Source organism: Streptomyces albireticuli (assembly GCF_021228125.1).
Lineage (GTDB): Bacteria > Actinomycetota > Actinomycetes > Streptomycetales > Streptomycetaceae > Streptomyces > Streptomyces albireticuli.
In genome coordinates this window covers 692,780-707,716 of sequence record NZ_JAJQQS010000002.1, presented here as the reverse complement: position 1 = coordinate 707,716, position 14,937 = coordinate 692,780, and the positions used below count along the sequence as shown (strand labels likewise).

Genomic DNA, 14,937 nt, shown 5'->3' with positions numbered 1-14,937 from the left:
CAACCGCCGGTCTCCCGGATTCATTCCGGGCCTGGCGCAGTACTTCCGCCTTTCATGCTCGCACACCGCTCGGCCGAACGGGAATGTGTCACATCGACGCAATGGCCATCGTCAAAGTGACGTGAAGCAGTTATGATAGATAGCGTCAACTTGACGACAAGGCCCTTTCCGGCCGTCCGCAGAAACAGAAAGGGTGCGTGACGTGACCACCGCCCAGACCTTGGATTTCCAGGCTCCTACCCCTTCGCCCCTGGCCCTCCTGCTGCTCGGCCGCGAGTCCGACCCCAGGAGCGAGCGTGGCGTGGAGTGCCCCGGCGACCTGCCGGCACCCTCCGACCCGGACCTGGTGGAGCGCGCCCGCGCGGCCAAGGCGAAGCTCGGCGACAAGGTCTTCGTGCTCGGCCACCACTACCAGCGCGACGAGGTCATCGAGTTCGCGGACGTCACCGGGGACTCCTTCAAGCTCGCCCGTGACGCGGCCGCCCGGCCCGACGCCGAGTACATCGTCTTCTGCGGCGTCCATTTCATGGCCGAGTCCGCGGACATCCTGACCACCGCCGACCAGCAGGTCGTCCTGCCCGACCTGGCCGCGGGCTGCTCGATGGCCGACATGGCCACCGCCGAGCAGGTCGCCGAGTGCTGGGACGTGCTGACCGAGGCGGGCGTCGCGGACGTGACCGTCCCGGTCTCGTATATGAACTCCTCGGCCGACATCAAGGCGTTCACCGGCAAGCACGGTGGCACGATCTGCACCTCGTCCAACGCCGAGCGCGCGCTGAACTGGGCGTTCGAGCAGGGCGAGAAGGTCCTCTTCCTCCCCGACCAGCACCTGGGCCGCAACACGGCCGTCCGCGACATGGGGATGTCCCTGGACGACTGCGTCCTGTACAACCCGCACAAGCCCAACGGCGGCCTGACCGCCGAGGAGCTGCGCGGCGCGAAGATGATCCTGTGGCGGGGCCACTGCTCGGTGCACGGCCGCTTCTCGCTGGAGTCGGTGCGCGACGTCCGCGAGCGCATCCCGGGCGTCAACGTCCTGGTGCACCCCGAGTGCCGGCACGAGGTCGTGGCGGCGGCGGACTACGTCGGTTCGACCGAGTACATCATCAAGACCCTGGAGGCCGCCCCGGCGGGCTCCAAGTGGGCCATCGGCACCGAGCTGAACCTGGTCCGCCGCCTGGCGAATCGATTCGCCGGTGAGGGCAAGGAGATCGTCTTCCTCGACAAGACGGTCTGCTTCTGCTCGACGATGAACCGGATCGACCTGCCGCACCTGGTGTGGGCGCTGGAGTCCCTGGCGGAGGGCAAGGTCGTCAACCGCATCGAGGTCGACCCCGAGGTGGCGAGCTTCTCGAAGCTGGCCCTGGAGCGGATGCTGGCCCTGCCGTAGACGGTGGCCGGGGCCCGGCCCCGGGACCCGCGTACCCCCGGGCGCCGGACGGGCCGAACGGCCCGTCCGGCGCTCGCGCGCGTCCGGGAGGGGGCGGCCCGGCCGGGAAGGGCCCCGGCCGGGGAAGGTCACTCCGCCCTCGGCCGCACCAGCCCCGATTCGTAAGCGATGACGACCAGCTGCGCCCGGTCCCGGGCCCCGAGCTTGGCCATCGCCCGGTTCACATGCGTCTTCACCGTCAGCGGGCTGACGGTGAGCCGCTCGCCGATCTCGTCGTTCGACAACCCGCCCGCCACCTGCACCAGCACCTCCCGCTCCCGGCCCGTCAGCGCCGCGAGCCGCCCCGCGCCCCGCTCCCCGCCGTCGGGAACCGGCCCCGGCTCACCCTGCGCGAGGAAACGGGCGATCAGGCCCTTCGTGGCGGCGGGTGACAGCAGCGACTCCCCCGCCCGCGTCACCCGTATCGCGTTGAGCAGCTCGTCCGGCTCCGCGCCCTTGCCGAGGAAGCCCGAGGCGCCCGCACGGAGCGACTCCACCACGTACTCGTCGACCTCGAAGGTCGTCAGCATCACCACCCGCACCTGGGAGAGCGCGGGGTCGGCGCAGATGGCGCGGGTCGCGGCGAGGCCGTCCGTGCCGGGCATGCGGATGTCCATCAGCACGACGTCCGGGGTGAGCCGGCGGGTGAGCTCGACGGCCTCCGCGCCGTCCGCGGCCTCGCCCACCACCGTCATGTCCGCCTCGGACTCCACCAGTACCCGGAACGCGCTGCGCAGCAGTGCCTGGTCGTCGGCGAGGAGCACCCGGACGGGGTGCACGGGCGTACTGACGGGTTCGGTCATGGGGTCAGCGTAGGCTCCGCCCGCCCCGGCAGCGGCAGCGTCGCGCGGACCCGGAAGCCGGGGGTGCCGTCGGCGCGGGGACCCGCCTCACAGCTGCCCCCGAGCGCGGTGGCGCGCTCGCGCATGCCGATCAGGCCGTGGCCGCCCCGCCCCTCCGCCGCCTCCGGGAGCGGTCCGGCGCCGTCGTCCAGCACGGTCAGGAGCAGGCGGTCCGCGCCGCGCAGCAGGGCGACCTCGGCGCGGGCGCCGGGCCCGGCGTGCTTGTGGACGTTGGTGAGCGCCTCCTGGAGGAGCCGGTAGGCGGTGAGGTCCACGGCTCCGGGCAGCCGGCCGAGCACGGCGGCCGCCTCGGCGGGGTCCGTGCCGCTGCCGGGGCCGCCGGGCAGGGTGGAGGCCATGGTGAGCGTGACGTCCAGGCCGACGCGGGCGAATCCGTCGACGAGGTGGGCGAGGACACCGAGGCCGGGCGCGGGCTCGGTGGGGGCCTCCGGGTCGCCGTACTGGCGCAGCAGGCCGACGGTCGCGCGCAGCTCCGCCAGCGCCGAGCGGCTGGCCTCGCGGACGTGCGCGAGGGCCTCTTTGGCCTGGTCGGGGCGGCTGTCCATGAGGTGCGAGGCGACCCCGGCCTGGACGTTGACCAGGGCGATGTGGTGGGCCACGACGTCGTGCAGCTCCCGGGCGATGCGCAGCCGCTCCTCGGCGACCCGGCGGCGGGCCTCCTCCTCGCGGGTGCGCTCGGCGCGCACCGCCCGCTCCTCGATCGCGGCGACGTAGGCGCGGCGGCTGCGGACGGCGTCCCCGGCGGCGCCCGCCATGCCGGTCCAGGCCAGCAGGGCGAGGTTCTCCTGGGAGTACCAGGGCGGCATCCCGAAGGCCATGCCACCGGCGGTGAGGACGGCGACGGTGACCACGGCGATCCGCCAGGCCGTGGGCCGCTCGGTGCGGGAGGCGACGGTGTAGAGGGCCACGACGACGGACATCGCGATCTGGGTGTGCGGGGCGGGACCCCGGATGTCGACGATCTCGAAGAGGGTCGCGGCCGAGGTGGCGCACAGGACCGCTCGCGGGGCCCGGCGGCGGAGCACGAGGCAGGCGCAGGCGAGAAGCGCGAGCAGGACGAAGCCGGAGCCGGGCGGGTGCCGGTCGGTGTACCGGCTGACCGAGGCGCCGATCAGGACGGTGACGAAGGTGGCGGCGGCGAGGAGGGCGTCGGCCGCGAGGGGGTGCGCGCGCAGCCAGCGGTGCGCGCGGGCGAGGCCGGTGACGGTGAGGGAGGTCATCGGGGTCCTCGGGGCGGGGCGGGGCGGACAAGGCACGGGCGGGACCGCCACGGCCCGGCCACGGCCCGCCGCGCCCCCGCCCCTCGGGAGGGGCGGGGGCGCGGCGGGTGCTGGAGTGCCGTGCCGGACCGGCCGGGAAGGCCGGGGGATCCGTTTGGTCCGTAAGGCTGTGCGGGACTGTGCGGGAGGTGCGGGGGCGTACGAGGGCCGCGCTCAGGGCGGGCGGCGTACCGGCACCGCCCCCTTGCCGGCACCGGCGCGTCCGGCCGGGGCGGACGGCCGGGCCCACGGCCGGAGCCCGGCTGCCGAGGCCGGCCTTCCGGACCGGACCGCCGGACCGGGCTGCCGGACCGGGTCGCCGGACCGGATCAGCCCGGGATGAGCCCGTCGTCGCTCAGCATCGCCCGGACCTCTTCGAGGGAGGCGTCGGGCGCGGGCAGGATCAGCTCCGAGGGCTCCAGGGCGTCGTCCGGCAGGGGGGAGCCCAGCCGGCGCACGGCGTCGAGCAGATCACCGAGGGTGCGGCGGAAGCCTTCCTGGTCGCCGCTCTCCATCTCCTCCAGAAGCTCGTCGTCCAGCTTGTTGAGCTCGGTGAAGTGGCTGTCGGCCAGCTTCCACTGGCCCTCCCCCATGATCCGTACGATCATGACGGTCTCCCTCGGTCCGGTGCCTGTCGGCGCGCTGCTCACTGGGTGAGTACTGCGTCTGCGGGGACTGCTCGCTGCCCTGTCACTGCCACTGCCCTGGGTTCACTGCCCTGGGTCACTGCATTGCGTCACTGCCCTGCCGGAGCCCGCTCCGGCCCGTGCGTGGCCGCGGGTCCGTCACCACGGCCCCCCGCACGGTGCCGTCACCGCGGGCGGGTCACTGCTTGTCGAAGCGGGGGTGCTCCTGCGGCTGCGCCTGGCCCGGCTGGCCGGCCTGGCCGCTGCCGCCCTCGATGGCCTGCTTGGTGCCGCCGGTGCCGCCCGCGAGCTCGGCCTTCATCCGCTGGAGCTCCAGCTCCACGTCGGAGCCGCCGGAGAGGCGCTCCAGCTCGGCGGTGATGTCGTCCTTCGCCGTGCCGGTCGGGTCGTCGAGCGCGCCCGAGGCGAGCAGCTCGTCGATGGCGCCGGCGCGCGCCTGCATCTGCTGGGTCTTGTCCTCGGCCCGCTGGATGGCCATGCCGACGTCGCCCATCTCCTCGGAGATGCCGGAGAAGGCCTCGCCGATGCGGGTCTGGGCCTGGGCGGCGGTGTAGGTGGCCTTGATCGTCTCCTTCTTCGTACGGAAGGCGTCGACCTTGGCCTGGAGGCGCTGCGCGGCGAGGGTGAGCTTCTCCTCCTCGCCCTGGAGCGTGGTGTGCTGCGTCTCCAGGTCGCTGACCTGCTGCTGGAGGGCGGCGCGGCGGGAGAGCGCCTCGCGCGCCAGGTCCTCGCGGCCGAGGGCGAGCGCCTTGCGGCCCTGGTCCTCCAGCTTGCTGGACTGGCCCTGGAGCTGGTTCAGCTGGAGCTCCAGGCGCTTGCGGGACGTCGCCACGTCGGCGACGCCGCGGCGTACCTTCTGGAGCAGCTCGAGCTGCTTCTGGTACGAGTAGTCGAGGGTCTCGCGCGGGTCCTCGGCCCGGTCCAGGGCCTTGTTGGCCTTCGCGCGGAAAATCATTCCCATACGCTTCATGACACCGCTCATGGGCCTCGGGCGCCCCCTTCTGACGGACTACGAGCTCCAGCACATCTTGCAGACCCCACAGTAAAGGGCCCGCTTCCATTACCGCACTGTTCGGGCTCCGATGCGCTCCTCCTCCAGGACGATCAGGAGGTCGCCGCCCTCCGGCGCAAGGAGTAGGAGCACCTCGGGGGGCGGGTGCGCGGCGCCCCTTCCCGTAGGGGGAACGCTCCGCCGTTGCCGGATCGTTCCCTTGGCACCGGCGCCCACCTGCCGTCACCCCGTACCCTTGGGTGTTGTGTTCCGAAGCCGTTCCACCTCCAAGGATGAGCAGGCCGCAGCCACCCAGGTGACCGCGGACCAGCCGAAGCAGCGCGACCCGCAGGCACCCAAGGGCCGCCCCACCCCCAAGCGCAGCGAGGCCAGCTCGCAGCGCCGCAGCCTGGCCGCCACGCCGGCCAACCGCAAGGAGGCCACGAAGCGCGCGCGGGAGGCCCGCCGCGCGGACCTGGCCAAGCAGCGCGAGGCGCTGGCCAATGGCGACGAGCGCTTCCTGCCCGCCCGTGACAAGGGCCCGCTCCGCCGCTTCGCGCGCGACTTCGTGGACGCGCGGTACTCGGTGGCGGAGTTCTTCCTCCCGCTCGCCGTCCTCATCCTCGTCCTGAGCATGATCAACCGCGGCGGTTTCCAGTCGTACGTGCTCCTGGTGTGGATGCTCGTGATCGTCCTGATCGTGATCAACTCCGTGATCACGGCCGTCACGCTGAAGCGCGCCCTGAAGAAGCGCTTCCCGGACGAGAACCTCCGCGGCGTGGTGCCGTACGCCCTGATGCGCACGCTCCAGATGCGCCGGCTGCGGCTGCCCAAGCCGAAGGTCAAGCGCGGGGAGAAGCCCTGAGCGGTGCCGCCCTCGCGTCCGCCTTCGGCGGTGGCGCGGAGGGCTGGCTCCGGGGCCTGGGCGGCTTACGGAACGCGGTCCGGCAGGAGCTGGTCGCACGCCAGCTCGACGAACAGATAAGCGCTCGCTTCCCGGTGGGCCGCCGGCTGCGGGTCCTCGACGTCGGCCCCGGCCAGGGCACCCAGGCCCTGCGGCTGGCCCGGGCGGGCCATGAGGTGACGGGCCTGGAGTCCGACCCCCGGATGGTGGCCGCCCTGCGCGAGGCGCTGACGGCGGAGCCCGAGGGCATCCGGGAGCGGGTGCGGGTGGTCGAGGGCGACGGCCGGGACGCGGGAGCGCACTTCCACCCCGGTGCCTTCGACGTCGTGCTGTGCCACGGCGTGCTGATGTACGTGACGGAGCCGGACCCGATGCTCGCCGGGCTGGCCCGGGTGCTCGCGCCCGGCGGCCTCCTCTCGCTGCTCGTCCGGAACGCCGACGCGCTGGCCATGCGACCGGGGCTGGCCGGGGACTGGGGGACGGCCCTCGCGGCCTTCGACTCCCCCGCCTACGTCAACCGCCTCGGCCTTACGGTCCGCGCGGACCGCCGGGAGACGCTGACGGCGACGCTCGCCGGCATCGGCGCCCCGCTGCACGCCTGGTACGGGGTGCGGGTCTTCACCGACCAGGCGGCCGAGGGCCGGGAGCCCCCGGCGGGCGAGGCGCTGGAGCGCCTGCTCGCCGCCGAGGACCGGGCGGGCCGCTCCGACCCGTACCGCGCGGTCGCGGCGCTGCTGCACCTGTGCGGCGTGCGGGGCTGAACCGGGACGCGCGGGGGGTCCGGCGCGGCCCTCCGCCCGTACGGCGGCACCCGGCGTCTCTGGCCGGGACAGCGGACCGGGCGGACGTGATACTCCGAACATGGACGTCTCACGCGCCCGGACCCTCCCGCGCCGGCTCCTGACCCCCGTGGCGGCCACCGCCTGCGCGGCGGCGGTGCTGGGCGGGTGCTCCGGCATCCCCGGCTCCTCCCCCTCCACGGGCGGGCGGGCGACGAGCGCCTCGCCCGCCCCCGCCGCGATCGCCCCGCCCTCGGGGCGCGGCCCGGCCGGGGACCTCCAGTCCGCCTATCAGAGGGTGGTCAAGGACGTCCTGCCCTCCGTCGTCCAGATCACCGCCGGGGACAGCCTGGGCTCCGGGGTCGTCTACGACGGCAAGGGCCACGTCGTCACCAACGCGCACGTCGTCGGGGGCGCCAAGACCTTCAAGGTCACCCTGGCCACGGGCGGCGGCACGGTCGGCGCCCGGCTGGTCGCCAGCTACCCCGAGCAGGACCTCGCGGTCGTGGTGCTCGACAGCGTCCCCCAGAACCTCAAGCCCGCCACCCTCGGCGACTCCGCCAAGGTCGAGGTCGGGCAGATCGTGCTGGCCATGGGCAATCCGCTCGGCCTGTCCAGCAGCGTCACGCAGGGCATCGTCTCGGCCGTCGGACGCACGGTCAGCGAGGGCCGGGCGGGCGGCGGTACGGGCGCGACCATCGGCAACATGGTGCAGACGTCGGCGGCCATCAACCCCGGCAACAGCGGCGGCGCGCTGGTCGACCTGTCCGGCCGGGTCATCGGCATCCCGACGCTGGCCGCCGTCGACCCCCAGCTCGGCCAGGGCGCCGCGCCCGGCATCGGCTTCGCGATCCCGGCCGCCACGGTCCGCCGTCTCTCCGACCAGATCATCAAGAGCGGCAAGGTCACCGACTCGGGCCGGGCGGCGATCGGCATCACCGGGCGGACGATCGTCGGCTCCGACTTCGCCCCGGCCGGGGTCGCGATCGTCGCCGTGGGGCGCGGCGGGGCCGCCGAGAAGGCCGGACTCCGGGCCGGGGACATCCTCATCCGCCTGAACGGCACCGACCTCACGACCATGCAGTCGCTCACCGAGGCCCTGGCGGCGCTCAAGCCCGGCGACCGCGCCGAGGTGGCCTACGACCGGGAGGGCACGGTCCGGACCGTGACGGTCACACTGGGCACCCTGTGAGGCGGGGCGCCCACGCGGGCTGCCCCCTGTTCACCGGCCATGTCGCGGCCATGCTGTGCGGCGGGCACTCGCGCGCGGGCTCCCCGGGGCCGGGCCTGTCACTGATCCGGGGCCCGCGTGGTCCGGACTGCCGCGGACCGTCGCACCCCTGGGAGGACGGACCCACCGGAGGCACCGGCGCCCGGGGATCCCCGGCAGGCCCGCCAAGGCCGGAGCCCGCCTCCACCGGGCGACCGCGGTCATCGCACCTCTGAGAGGGCGGACCCACTGAAGGCACCGGCGCGCGGGGATGCCCGGGATCGGACCCCGCCGGGCCAAGGCCTCGCGTACACCGGGCGACCACGGACCGCGGCACTCCGCGAGGGCGCGGACCCGCCGAGCCGGCCACCCGGCGGAGCCGCGCACCGCGCGGAGCGCCGTGCCAGGCGGGGCCCTCCGGGCCCGACACCCCGCCAGGGCGCCGCAAGGCGCCGCGCCGCGGCGGAGCCGGAAGCCACGGCGCGGGCGGAACGCCCGCGCCGCCGGCTCCGGTCGGCAGGCCGCGCGGAGACGCGGCCCGCCCCCGTCCTCACGCCTCGGCGGCGGCGCGCAGGCTCATCACATAGATCTCGGTGTCGTCCTCGAAGAGGGTCACCTGCTCCGCGCCGCCGTCCAGCAGCTCCTTCCAGACCTCACCGATCCAGGACTCCGCGTCCCCCTGCGTGGTGAACTCCTCCGGCTCCACCGCGGGCGACGTCTCCGTCCCGTCGGCCTTCTCGAACCGCCACACCCACACCATGTCCGCCTCCTGACGTCCGGTCACGTGCCGTGCAGCGCAGCCTAACGGTCCGGGGCGGACGAGAAAGGGTGATCCCGGCGCGCCCGCGCCCCCCGGACGCGAGACGATCAGGGCGTGGAAATCACTCTCCTCGGCACCGGAGCCCCCGAAGGGCTGCCGCGCCCCGACTGCCCCTGCGCGTCCTGCGCCACCGCCACCGGCGACGAGGCGCGGGCCGCGACCGCGCTGCTCGTCGACGGGGCGGTGCTCCTCGACCTCACCCCGGGGCCCGCGTTCGCGGCCGCCCGCGCCGGGCGGTCGATCGCCGGTGTGCGGCAGGTGCTGCTCTCGCACCCGCACGACGGGCCCGCCGTCGAGTTCCCGGCCGGGCTGCCGGCCCCGGTGCGGGTGCCCGACGGGCGCGAGCTGTCGGTGATCAGCGGGCACCGGGTGCGGGCGGTGGCCCTGGACGCGCCGGGCACCGGTTACGAGGTGACGGGCCCCGAGGGCGAACGGCTGCTGTACCTGCCGCCGGGCACGGCCCCGGCCGGGCTGAACGGACCGGCCGGCGGGCCGGGCTCCGGCCCGTACGACATGGTCCTGCTCGACGTGCTGGGCCGCCCGGACGCCCTGGCCCGGCTGCGCGGCGCGGGCGTGGTCACCGCGACGACCGACGTCCTCGGCGTCCACGTCGACCACGACGTGCCGCCCGGCCCCGAGCTGCACCGGCGGCTGGCGACGGCCGGAGCGCGGGCCGTGCCGGACGGCACGACCCTGGTCGTCGGGGACTACCACGCGGTGCCGGACCTGCCACGGCGCACGCTGGTGCTGGGCGGCGCACGCTCGGGCAAGTCCGTGGAGGCCGAGCGGCGGCTGGAGTCCTTCCCCGACGTGCTGTACGTCGCCACCGGCGGCACCCGCGAGGGGGACGCGGACTGGGCCGCGCGGGTCGCCCTGCACCGCGATCGCCGGCCGGGCTCCTGGCGCACGGCCGAGACCTGCGACCTCGTGCCCCTGCTGGCGGCGGACGGCCCTCCGCTGCTGATCGACTGCCTCGCGCTGTGGCTGACGGACGCGATGGACTCGGCCGGGGCGTGGTCCGACGAGACGTGGGAGGGCGGCGGCAGGGAGGCGCTGGCCGCGCGGGTCGCGGAGCTCGTGGCGGCGGTCCGCGCCACCCGCCGCACGGTCGTCGCGGTCAGCAACGAGGTCGGCTCGGGAATCGTCCCGGCCACACCCTCCGGCCGCCGCTTCCGCGACGAACTGGGACGGCTGAACGTGCTGCTGGGCGGGCAGTGCGAGCAGGTGGTCCTGGTGGTGGCCGGCCAAGCGCTGCCCCTGAGGTGAACCGCCCGGGGCGACCCCGGCGGCTCCCGCCCCGCGCCGGGCGGCCGGGCACGTCCCCGTACCGGCGGCACCGGACCGGTCGCGCCCACCCTCGCGGTGAGCCCCGGCGGAACGGCGGACGCCTCCCCCGCCGCCCGGCGGCAGGGCCGCCGCCGGGCCCACGCGTACGGCCCGGAAAGCCTCCCGGACCCCGGCCAGGGCCCGGCGGTTCCCTCCACTGCCCGACGCGTACCGCCGTCACCCGCGTCTCCCTCCCGAAGGCGGGACGCCGGACACGTCCTCGCCCCGGCGGCACCGGGACCATCGCGGGCCGGCGTCCGTACGCCCCGGAGAACCTCCCCGGGGCCCGGGCGTCCCGGCCGCCGACCGGGGCGTGGCCGCCGGGCCGCGCCCGGCCCTCGCGACCCCCTGTCGCGACATCGTGTGCCGTCACCGTCTACGGGTAGTGTTCGACGGATGAGCGGTCTGAATCTTGATGACTTCGCGACACTGATCGAGCGCCCCGACCCCGGCACCCGGCGGGACGCCGAAGCGCGGCGGGAGCGCCTCGTGCCGCGCCCCGGCGCGCTGGGCCGGCTGGACGAGCTGGGCGAGTGGCTGGCCGCCGCGCAGGGGGCGGTGCCGGTCAAGCCCGTGGAGCGGGTCACCGCCCTGGTGTTCGCGGGTGACCACGGCATCGCGCGGCTCGGCGTTTCGGGCGGTCCCGAGGCCGGTGCCGTGGCGCTCGTACGGGCCGCGCTCGACGGGGAGAGCGCGGGCGCGGTGCTGGCCCGGCGGGCCGGGGCGCGGCTGCGCGTCGTCGACATGTCCGTGGACTGCGACCCCGCCGAGCTGCCCGAGGAGGTCACCCGGTACCGGGTCCGCCGCGGCTCGGGCCGGATCGACGTCGAGGACGCCCTGACCGCCGAGGAGGCGGAGGCCGCGTTCCGCGCGGGCATGGCGATCGCCGACGAGGAGGCGGACGCCGGTACGGACCTCGTCGTCCTCGGCGACCTCAGCGTGGGCGGCACCACGGTCGCCGGCACCCTGATCGGCGCCCTGTGCGGCACCGACGCCTCCGTGGTCACCGGCCGCGGCGGCGCCGGCATCGACGACCTGGCGTGGATGCGCAAGTGCGCGGCGATCCGCGACGCGCTGCGCCGCGCCCGGCCGGTCCTCGGCGACCAGCTCCAGCTGCTGGCGGCGACGGGCGGCGCGGACTTCGCGGCGACGACGGGCTTCCTGCTCCAGAGCGCGGTGCGCCGCACCCCCGTGGTCCTCGACGGCGTGGTCTCCGCGGCCTGCGCGCTGGTGGGGCAGCGGGTGGCGTTCCGGGCGCCCGACTGGTGGCTGGCCGGTCAGGCGAGCGGCGACCCGGCGCAGGCGAAGGCACTGGACCGGATGGCGCTCAACCCTTTGCTCGATCATGGCGTCACAGTGGGCGAGGGGACAGGGGCGCTGCTGGCTCTGCCGTTGGTGCAGGCGGCCGCGGCCCTGGCGGCGGAACTCCCCGAGCGCGCCTGACATCCCATGTCGAGCGGCCGGGCCCCGTCGCAGACGGTGCCCCATATGCTCACTTTTCATGGGAGAAGTCCGCTTGACTCCGGATGAAGGCGCGCGGAACGGCCTCCGGCCGCGGCGCGCCGCAGCTTTCGCCGTGTGGTACCTCCGCGTCGTCACGTTCGTCAATCTGCTCGGCGCGGTCTGGGTGTCCTTCGGCGCGGACATCCGACGGCACAACGCGGACGAGTTCTTCACCCCGTACCTGCTGACGGCCGGCTTCGCGTCGGCGCTGTGGTCGCTCGTCATGGCGGTCACCCTGCGCCGGCGCAAGCGCGCCTCGTGGCTGCTGAACCTGGCGCTGTCCGGGCTGCTCCTGCTGGTCCTGGCGTTCGCCATGTGCTTCCGGGAGTTCAACCGGCACCCGCTGAACTGGTTCTCGCTGGTGGCGACGGGCCTCTTCGTGCTGGCGCTGCTGGTGGGCCGCCGGGAGTTCTACGCCAAGGGCGACCGCTCCAACCCGCGGCTCGCCGCGCTGGTCGCGGTCGTCGGCCTGCTGGTGACCTCGCTGACCGCCGCCCTGCTGGTGACCGTCGCCAACGAGGCCCACGACGCGTACCGCTCGACGTTCCTGGACCGCTGGGGCTACGGCTTCATGCGCCTGGTGTCGCTGGCCGCCGACGACGGCCGCTACCCCGGCATCACCACACCCGGCTGGGTCGACGTCTTCATCAACGTGATGAGCATGTGCCTGCTCCTCGTCGTGGTCTACGCGGCCTTCCGCGCCCGGCGCGCCACGGACCCGCTCACCCAGGAGGACGAGGAGCGGCTGCGGGCCCTGCTGGACCGGCACGGCGACCGCGACTCGCTGGGCTACTTCGCGCTGCGGCGCGAGAAGAGCGTCATCTGGTCCCCGTCCGGCAAGGCCGCCGTCACCTACCGCGTCGTCGGCGGGGTCTCGCTCGCCTCCGGCGACCCGATCGGCGACCCCGAGGCATGGCCCGGCGCCATCGAGCCCTGGCTGGCCGAGGCCCGCGAGCACGGCTGGATCCCGGCCGTGATGGGCGCGGGCGAGGAAGCGGGCACCATCTACGCCCGGCACGGCCTGGACGCCCTGGAGATCGGCGACGAGGCCGTCGTGGACACCGCCGAGTTCACCCTGGAGGGCCGCGCGATGCGCACCGTCCGCCAGGCGTTCAACAGGGTGAAGCGGGCCGGGTACACCGTGCGGATCCGGCGCCACGAGGACATCCCCGAGGAGGAGATGGCCGAGCTGCTGCGCCGCGCGGACGACTGGCGGGACGGCGCGACCGAGCGCGGCTTCTCCATGGCGCTCGGCCGGCTCGGCGACCCGGGCGACGGGCGCTGCGTGATGCTGGAGTGCCACGACGGCAAGGGCGAGCTGCGGGCCCTGCTGAGCTTTGTGCCGTGGGGCCCCAAGGGCCTGTCCCTGGATCTGATGCGGCGCGACCGGGACTCCGAGAACGGCCTGATGGAGTTCATGGTCATCGAGCTGCTCCAGCAGGCGAAGGGGCTGGGCATCACCCAGGTGTCGCTGAACTTCGCGATGTTCCGGTCCGTCTTCGAGCGCGGCTCCAAGCTGGGCGCGGGCCCGGTGCTGCGGATGTGGCGGTCGCTGCTGAGCTTCTTCTCGCGCTGGTGGCAGATCGAGTCGCTGTACCGAGCAAATGCGAAATACCGCCCCATCTGGGAGCCTCGATTCATGCTGTTCGAGAAGAGCAGTGACCTGCTGCGGATCGGCGTCGCGAGCGCGCGGGCCGAAGGCTTCCTCGAAGCCCCCGGGCTGCCCAAATGGCTCAACCGCAAGCATCTGGAGAGCCCGCGATGAACCGCGCGGCGCTGCGTCGCGCCGCGCGCACCGAGTGGGGCCCGCTGGCCGGGACCCTACGTCTGGCGATCGTGACCAAGGGGCCGCGGGCCGTCCCGATGACCCTGGCTGCGGTGGCCCTGACCGCCACGTTCCAGGTCGTCCAGAACCAGCCCTGGGGCTTCGGGCCGGTGCAGGAGCTCGGCTCGGTGCAGGCGCGGCTGCCCTGGTGGCTGGCGCTGCTGCGGACCCCGCTGTCGCTGTTCGTGCCGGCCCTGGACCTCCCGGTGTGGGGGGCGCTGGCCCAGGTACTGCTGGTCTTCGGGATCGCCGAGATCTGTCTGGGCAGGTGGCGCACGCTGACCATCGCCTACGCCGCCACCCTCGCCGGGACGATGTACGCGCGGCTGGCCGTGCACATCGGGCCGGACTCCGTGTTCGGCCTGCCGCCGGAGGCCGCGAAGGTCGTCGACACCGGCCCGTCGGCGGCCGTCGTGGGGCTCGCGGTGTACGTCACCTGGCGTTATCGCGCCTGGTTCACCTGCGGGGTCGTGGTCGCCGCCATGGTGGCCGAGGTGCTCGTCAAACCCAATCTGGCGGGCAAGGAGCACATCGCGGCCGTCGCCGCGGTGCTGGCCCTCTGCGCGGCCGATGAGTTCCGCAGGCGCCGCAAGCCCCGGGGGGACGTCTTCCGCTCCGGCGGTCAGCGGTCGGGAGCGCCCGCCAGCAGGTCGTGAACGCGGTTGCGGACGTGCTCCCAGCGGGCGTCGTGCCGGTAGGCGCGCACCCGCGCCCGGCGGCGGGCCCGTGGCCGGTGGCGGTAGAACCGCCGCGCCCACGGCGACCCCGGCCGGGCCAGCCGCACCGCGCCGACGATCGCCACGAACGGCACCACACAGCCGATCACCGCGAGCCGCGGCTTGCCCTTGGCCAGGGCGAACAGGGCGATCAGGAAGTTGATCAGTACGTTGACGACCACGACGCCGCGGTCGTGCAGCTCCTCCGGGGTCAGCTCGTTCACCCCGAAGGGCAGGAACCCGGCGAGCATCAGGGTGACCAGCGCCGCCGTCAGGACCACGATCTCGACGCTCTTGCGGCCCTGCTCGGTCCAGTACACGTCGTCCAGGTGCAGGACGAGCGCGAACTCGTCCAGCACCAGTCCGGCGCCGGCGCCGAACACCACGGCCGCCACGGCGGCCCCGAAGCCGTGCCGGCCGGACGCCACGGCGGCGAAGCCCCCGATCACCATCAGCACGACGCCGGGCACCACATGGTGGACATGCAGACCACCGGGGCTGATGTTGCGGAAGGGGCCCTTCCCCGCCCGGATCAGCCGGGTGATCACCCGGGTCACCAGGAACGTCAGGACGAACGCGGCCAGCGCCAGCAGCAGGGGCAGCTTCCCCGGTTCGACGATGTTGCGATGCAGCCACTGGCCCATGTGCCCACCCGTTCGATAGCC

At 74.4% G+C, this 14,937-nt stretch carries 14 protein-coding genes; 8 read left to right on the top strand and 6 right to left on the bottom strand.

Annotated elements, in window-relative coordinates; all coding sequences use genetic code 11:
- Positions 1–202: 202 nt before the first annotated feature.
- A complete protein-coding gene (nadA, locus tag LUZ64_RS03315; protein WP_095579051.1) occupies positions 203–1,390 on the top strand; it encodes a quinolinate synthase NadA in 1,188 nt (395 codons plus the stop codon).
- Positions 1,391–1,518: 128 nt separating this feature from the next.
- Here nadA and LUZ64_RS03310 read toward each other — a convergent pair whose 3' ends face one another.
- The 4 genes from LUZ64_RS03310 to LUZ64_RS03295 form a co-directional block, all read right to left on the bottom strand.
- Positions 1,519–2,232, bottom strand: a complete 714-nt coding sequence (locus LUZ64_RS03310; RefSeq protein ID WP_095579050.1) for a response regulator — start codon at positions 2,230–2,232, stop codon at positions 1,519–1,521.
- Complete coding sequence (locus tag LUZ64_RS03305; protein WP_095579049.1) at positions 2,229–3,512, bottom strand: sensor histidine kinase; 1,284 nt, start codon at positions 3,510–3,512, stop codon at positions 2,229–2,231. The genes LUZ64_RS03310 and LUZ64_RS03305 overlap by 4 nt, the downstream gene beginning before the upstream one ends.
- Before the next feature lie 368 nt (positions 3,513–3,880).
- Positions 3,881–4,159 carry a PspA-associated protein PspAA gene (gene pspAA / locus LUZ64_RS03300; protein WP_095579048.1) on the bottom strand — a complete coding sequence of 93 codons (279 nt, stop codon included), beginning with the start codon at positions 4,157–4,159 and terminating at the stop codon, positions 3,881–3,883.
- 217 nt (positions 4,160–4,376) lie between these two features.
- Positions 4,377–5,180: a PspA/IM30 family protein gene (locus LUZ64_RS03295; RefSeq protein WP_095579047.1), complete on the bottom strand. Its 804-nt coding sequence runs from the start codon at positions 5,178–5,180 to the stop codon at positions 4,377–4,379.
- Positions 5,181–5,454: 274 nt separating this feature from the next.
- Here LUZ64_RS03295 and LUZ64_RS03290 point away from each other — a divergent pair, with 274 nt between their 5' ends.
- The 3 genes from LUZ64_RS03290 to LUZ64_RS03280 all read left to right on the top strand — a co-directional run bounded on the left by LUZ64_RS03290 (position 5,455) and on the right by LUZ64_RS03280 (position 8,064).
- Entirely contained in the window at positions 5,455–6,054 is a 600-nt protein-coding gene (locus tag LUZ64_RS03290) for a DUF3043 domain-containing protein (RefSeq protein ID WP_095579046.1), read from the top strand.
- Between the two features lie 56 nt (positions 6,055–6,110).
- Positions 6,111–6,854, top strand: a complete 744-nt coding sequence (locus LUZ64_RS03285; RefSeq protein WP_095579066.1) for a class I SAM-dependent methyltransferase — start codon at positions 6,111–6,113, stop codon at positions 6,852–6,854.
- A 100-nt stretch (positions 6,855–6,954) separates the two neighbouring features.
- Positions 6,955–8,064, top strand: a complete 1,110-nt coding sequence (locus tag LUZ64_RS03280) for a S1C family serine protease (RefSeq protein WP_095579045.1) — start codon at positions 6,955–6,957, stop codon at positions 8,062–8,064.
- A gap of 568 nt (positions 8,065–8,632) precedes the next feature.
- Here LUZ64_RS03280 and LUZ64_RS03275 read toward each other — a convergent pair.
- Positions 8,633–8,842 (bottom strand): glycosyltransferase family 25 protein, encoded by a 210-nt coding sequence (locus LUZ64_RS03275; protein WP_095579044.1) that lies wholly within the window; start codon positions 8,840–8,842, stop codon positions 8,633–8,635.
- A gap of 114 nt (positions 8,843–8,956) precedes the next feature.
- On the opposite strand from LUZ64_RS03275, the gene LUZ64_RS03270 reads away from it, so the two are divergent.
- From LUZ64_RS03270 to LUZ64_RS03255, 4 genes are all read left to right on the top strand, one after another.
- On the top strand, positions 8,957–10,168 hold the full coding sequence (locus LUZ64_RS03270; protein WP_170116655.1) for a bifunctional adenosylcobinamide kinase/adenosylcobinamide-phosphate guanylyltransferase: 1,212 nt from the start codon (positions 8,957–8,959) through the stop codon (positions 10,166–10,168).
- 456 nt (positions 10,169–10,624) lie between these two features.
- Entirely contained in the window at positions 10,625–11,671 is a 1,047-nt protein-coding gene (locus LUZ64_RS03265; RefSeq protein ID WP_095579043.1) for a nicotinate-nucleotide--dimethylbenzimidazole phosphoribosyltransferase, read from the top strand.
- Positions 11,672–11,729: 58 nt separating this feature from the next.
- Positions 11,730–13,496, top strand: a complete 1,767-nt coding sequence (locus LUZ64_RS03260) for a phosphatidylglycerol lysyltransferase domain-containing protein (RefSeq protein ID WP_095579042.1) — start codon at positions 11,730–11,732, stop codon at positions 13,494–13,496.
- The gene (locus LUZ64_RS03255) at positions 13,493–14,212 is read left to right on the top strand and encodes a hypothetical protein (RefSeq protein ID WP_211304928.1); all 720 of its coding nucleotides are present in this window, start codon (positions 13,493–13,495) and stop codon (positions 14,210–14,212) included. The genes LUZ64_RS03260 and LUZ64_RS03255 overlap by 4 nt, the downstream gene beginning before the upstream one ends.
- On the opposite strand, the gene LUZ64_RS03250 is transcribed toward LUZ64_RS03255, so the two are convergent.
- Positions 14,179–14,916: a hypothetical protein gene (locus LUZ64_RS03250; protein ID WP_095579041.1), complete on the bottom strand. Its 738-nt coding sequence runs from the start codon at positions 14,914–14,916 to the stop codon at positions 14,179–14,181. The two genes, LUZ64_RS03255 and LUZ64_RS03250, sit on opposite strands and share 34 nt — an antisense overlap.
- Between the last annotated feature and the right edge of the window lie 21 nt (positions 14,917–14,937).

What these genes read in the sequence shown, in the direction of transcription:
- LUZ64_RS03310 (WP_095579050.1), bottom strand. Translation starts at nt 2,232, where the DNA reads ATGACCGAACCCGTCAGTACGCCCGTGCACCCCGTCCGGGTGCTCCTC.
- LUZ64_RS03305 (WP_095579049.1), bottom strand. Translation starts at nt 3,512, where the DNA reads ATGACCTCCCTCACCGTCACCGGCCTCGCCCGCGCGCACCGCTGGCTG.
- pspAA (WP_095579048.1), bottom strand. Translation starts at nt 4,159, where the DNA reads ATGATCGTACGGATCATGGGGGAGGGCCAGTGGAAGCTGGCCGACAGC.
- LUZ64_RS03295 (WP_095579047.1), bottom strand. Translation starts at nt 5,180, where the DNA reads ATGAGCGGTGTCATGAAGCGTATGGGAATGATTTTCCGCGCGAAGGCC.
- LUZ64_RS03280 (WP_095579045.1), top strand. Translation starts at nt 6,955, where the DNA reads ATGGACGTCTCACGCGCCCGGACCCTCCCGCGCCGGCTCCTGACCCCC.
- LUZ64_RS03275 (WP_095579044.1), bottom strand. Translation starts at nt 8,842, where the DNA reads ATGGTGTGGGTGTGGCGGTTCGAGAAGGCCGACGGGACGGAGACGTCG.
- LUZ64_RS03265 (WP_095579043.1), top strand. Translation starts at nt 10,625, where the DNA reads ATGAGCGGTCTGAATCTTGATGACTTCGCGACACTGATCGAGCGCCCC.
- LUZ64_RS03260 (WP_095579042.1), top strand. Translation starts at nt 11,730, where the DNA reads ATGGGAGAAGTCCGCTTGACTCCGGATGAAGGCGCGCGGAACGGCCTC.
- LUZ64_RS03255 (WP_211304928.1), top strand. Translation starts at nt 13,493, where the DNA reads ATGAACCGCGCGGCGCTGCGTCGCGCCGCGCGCACCGAGTGGGGCCCG.
- LUZ64_RS03250 (WP_095579041.1), bottom strand. Translation starts at nt 14,916, where the DNA reads ATGGGCCAGTGGCTGCATCGCAACATCGTCGAACCGGGGAAGCTGCCC.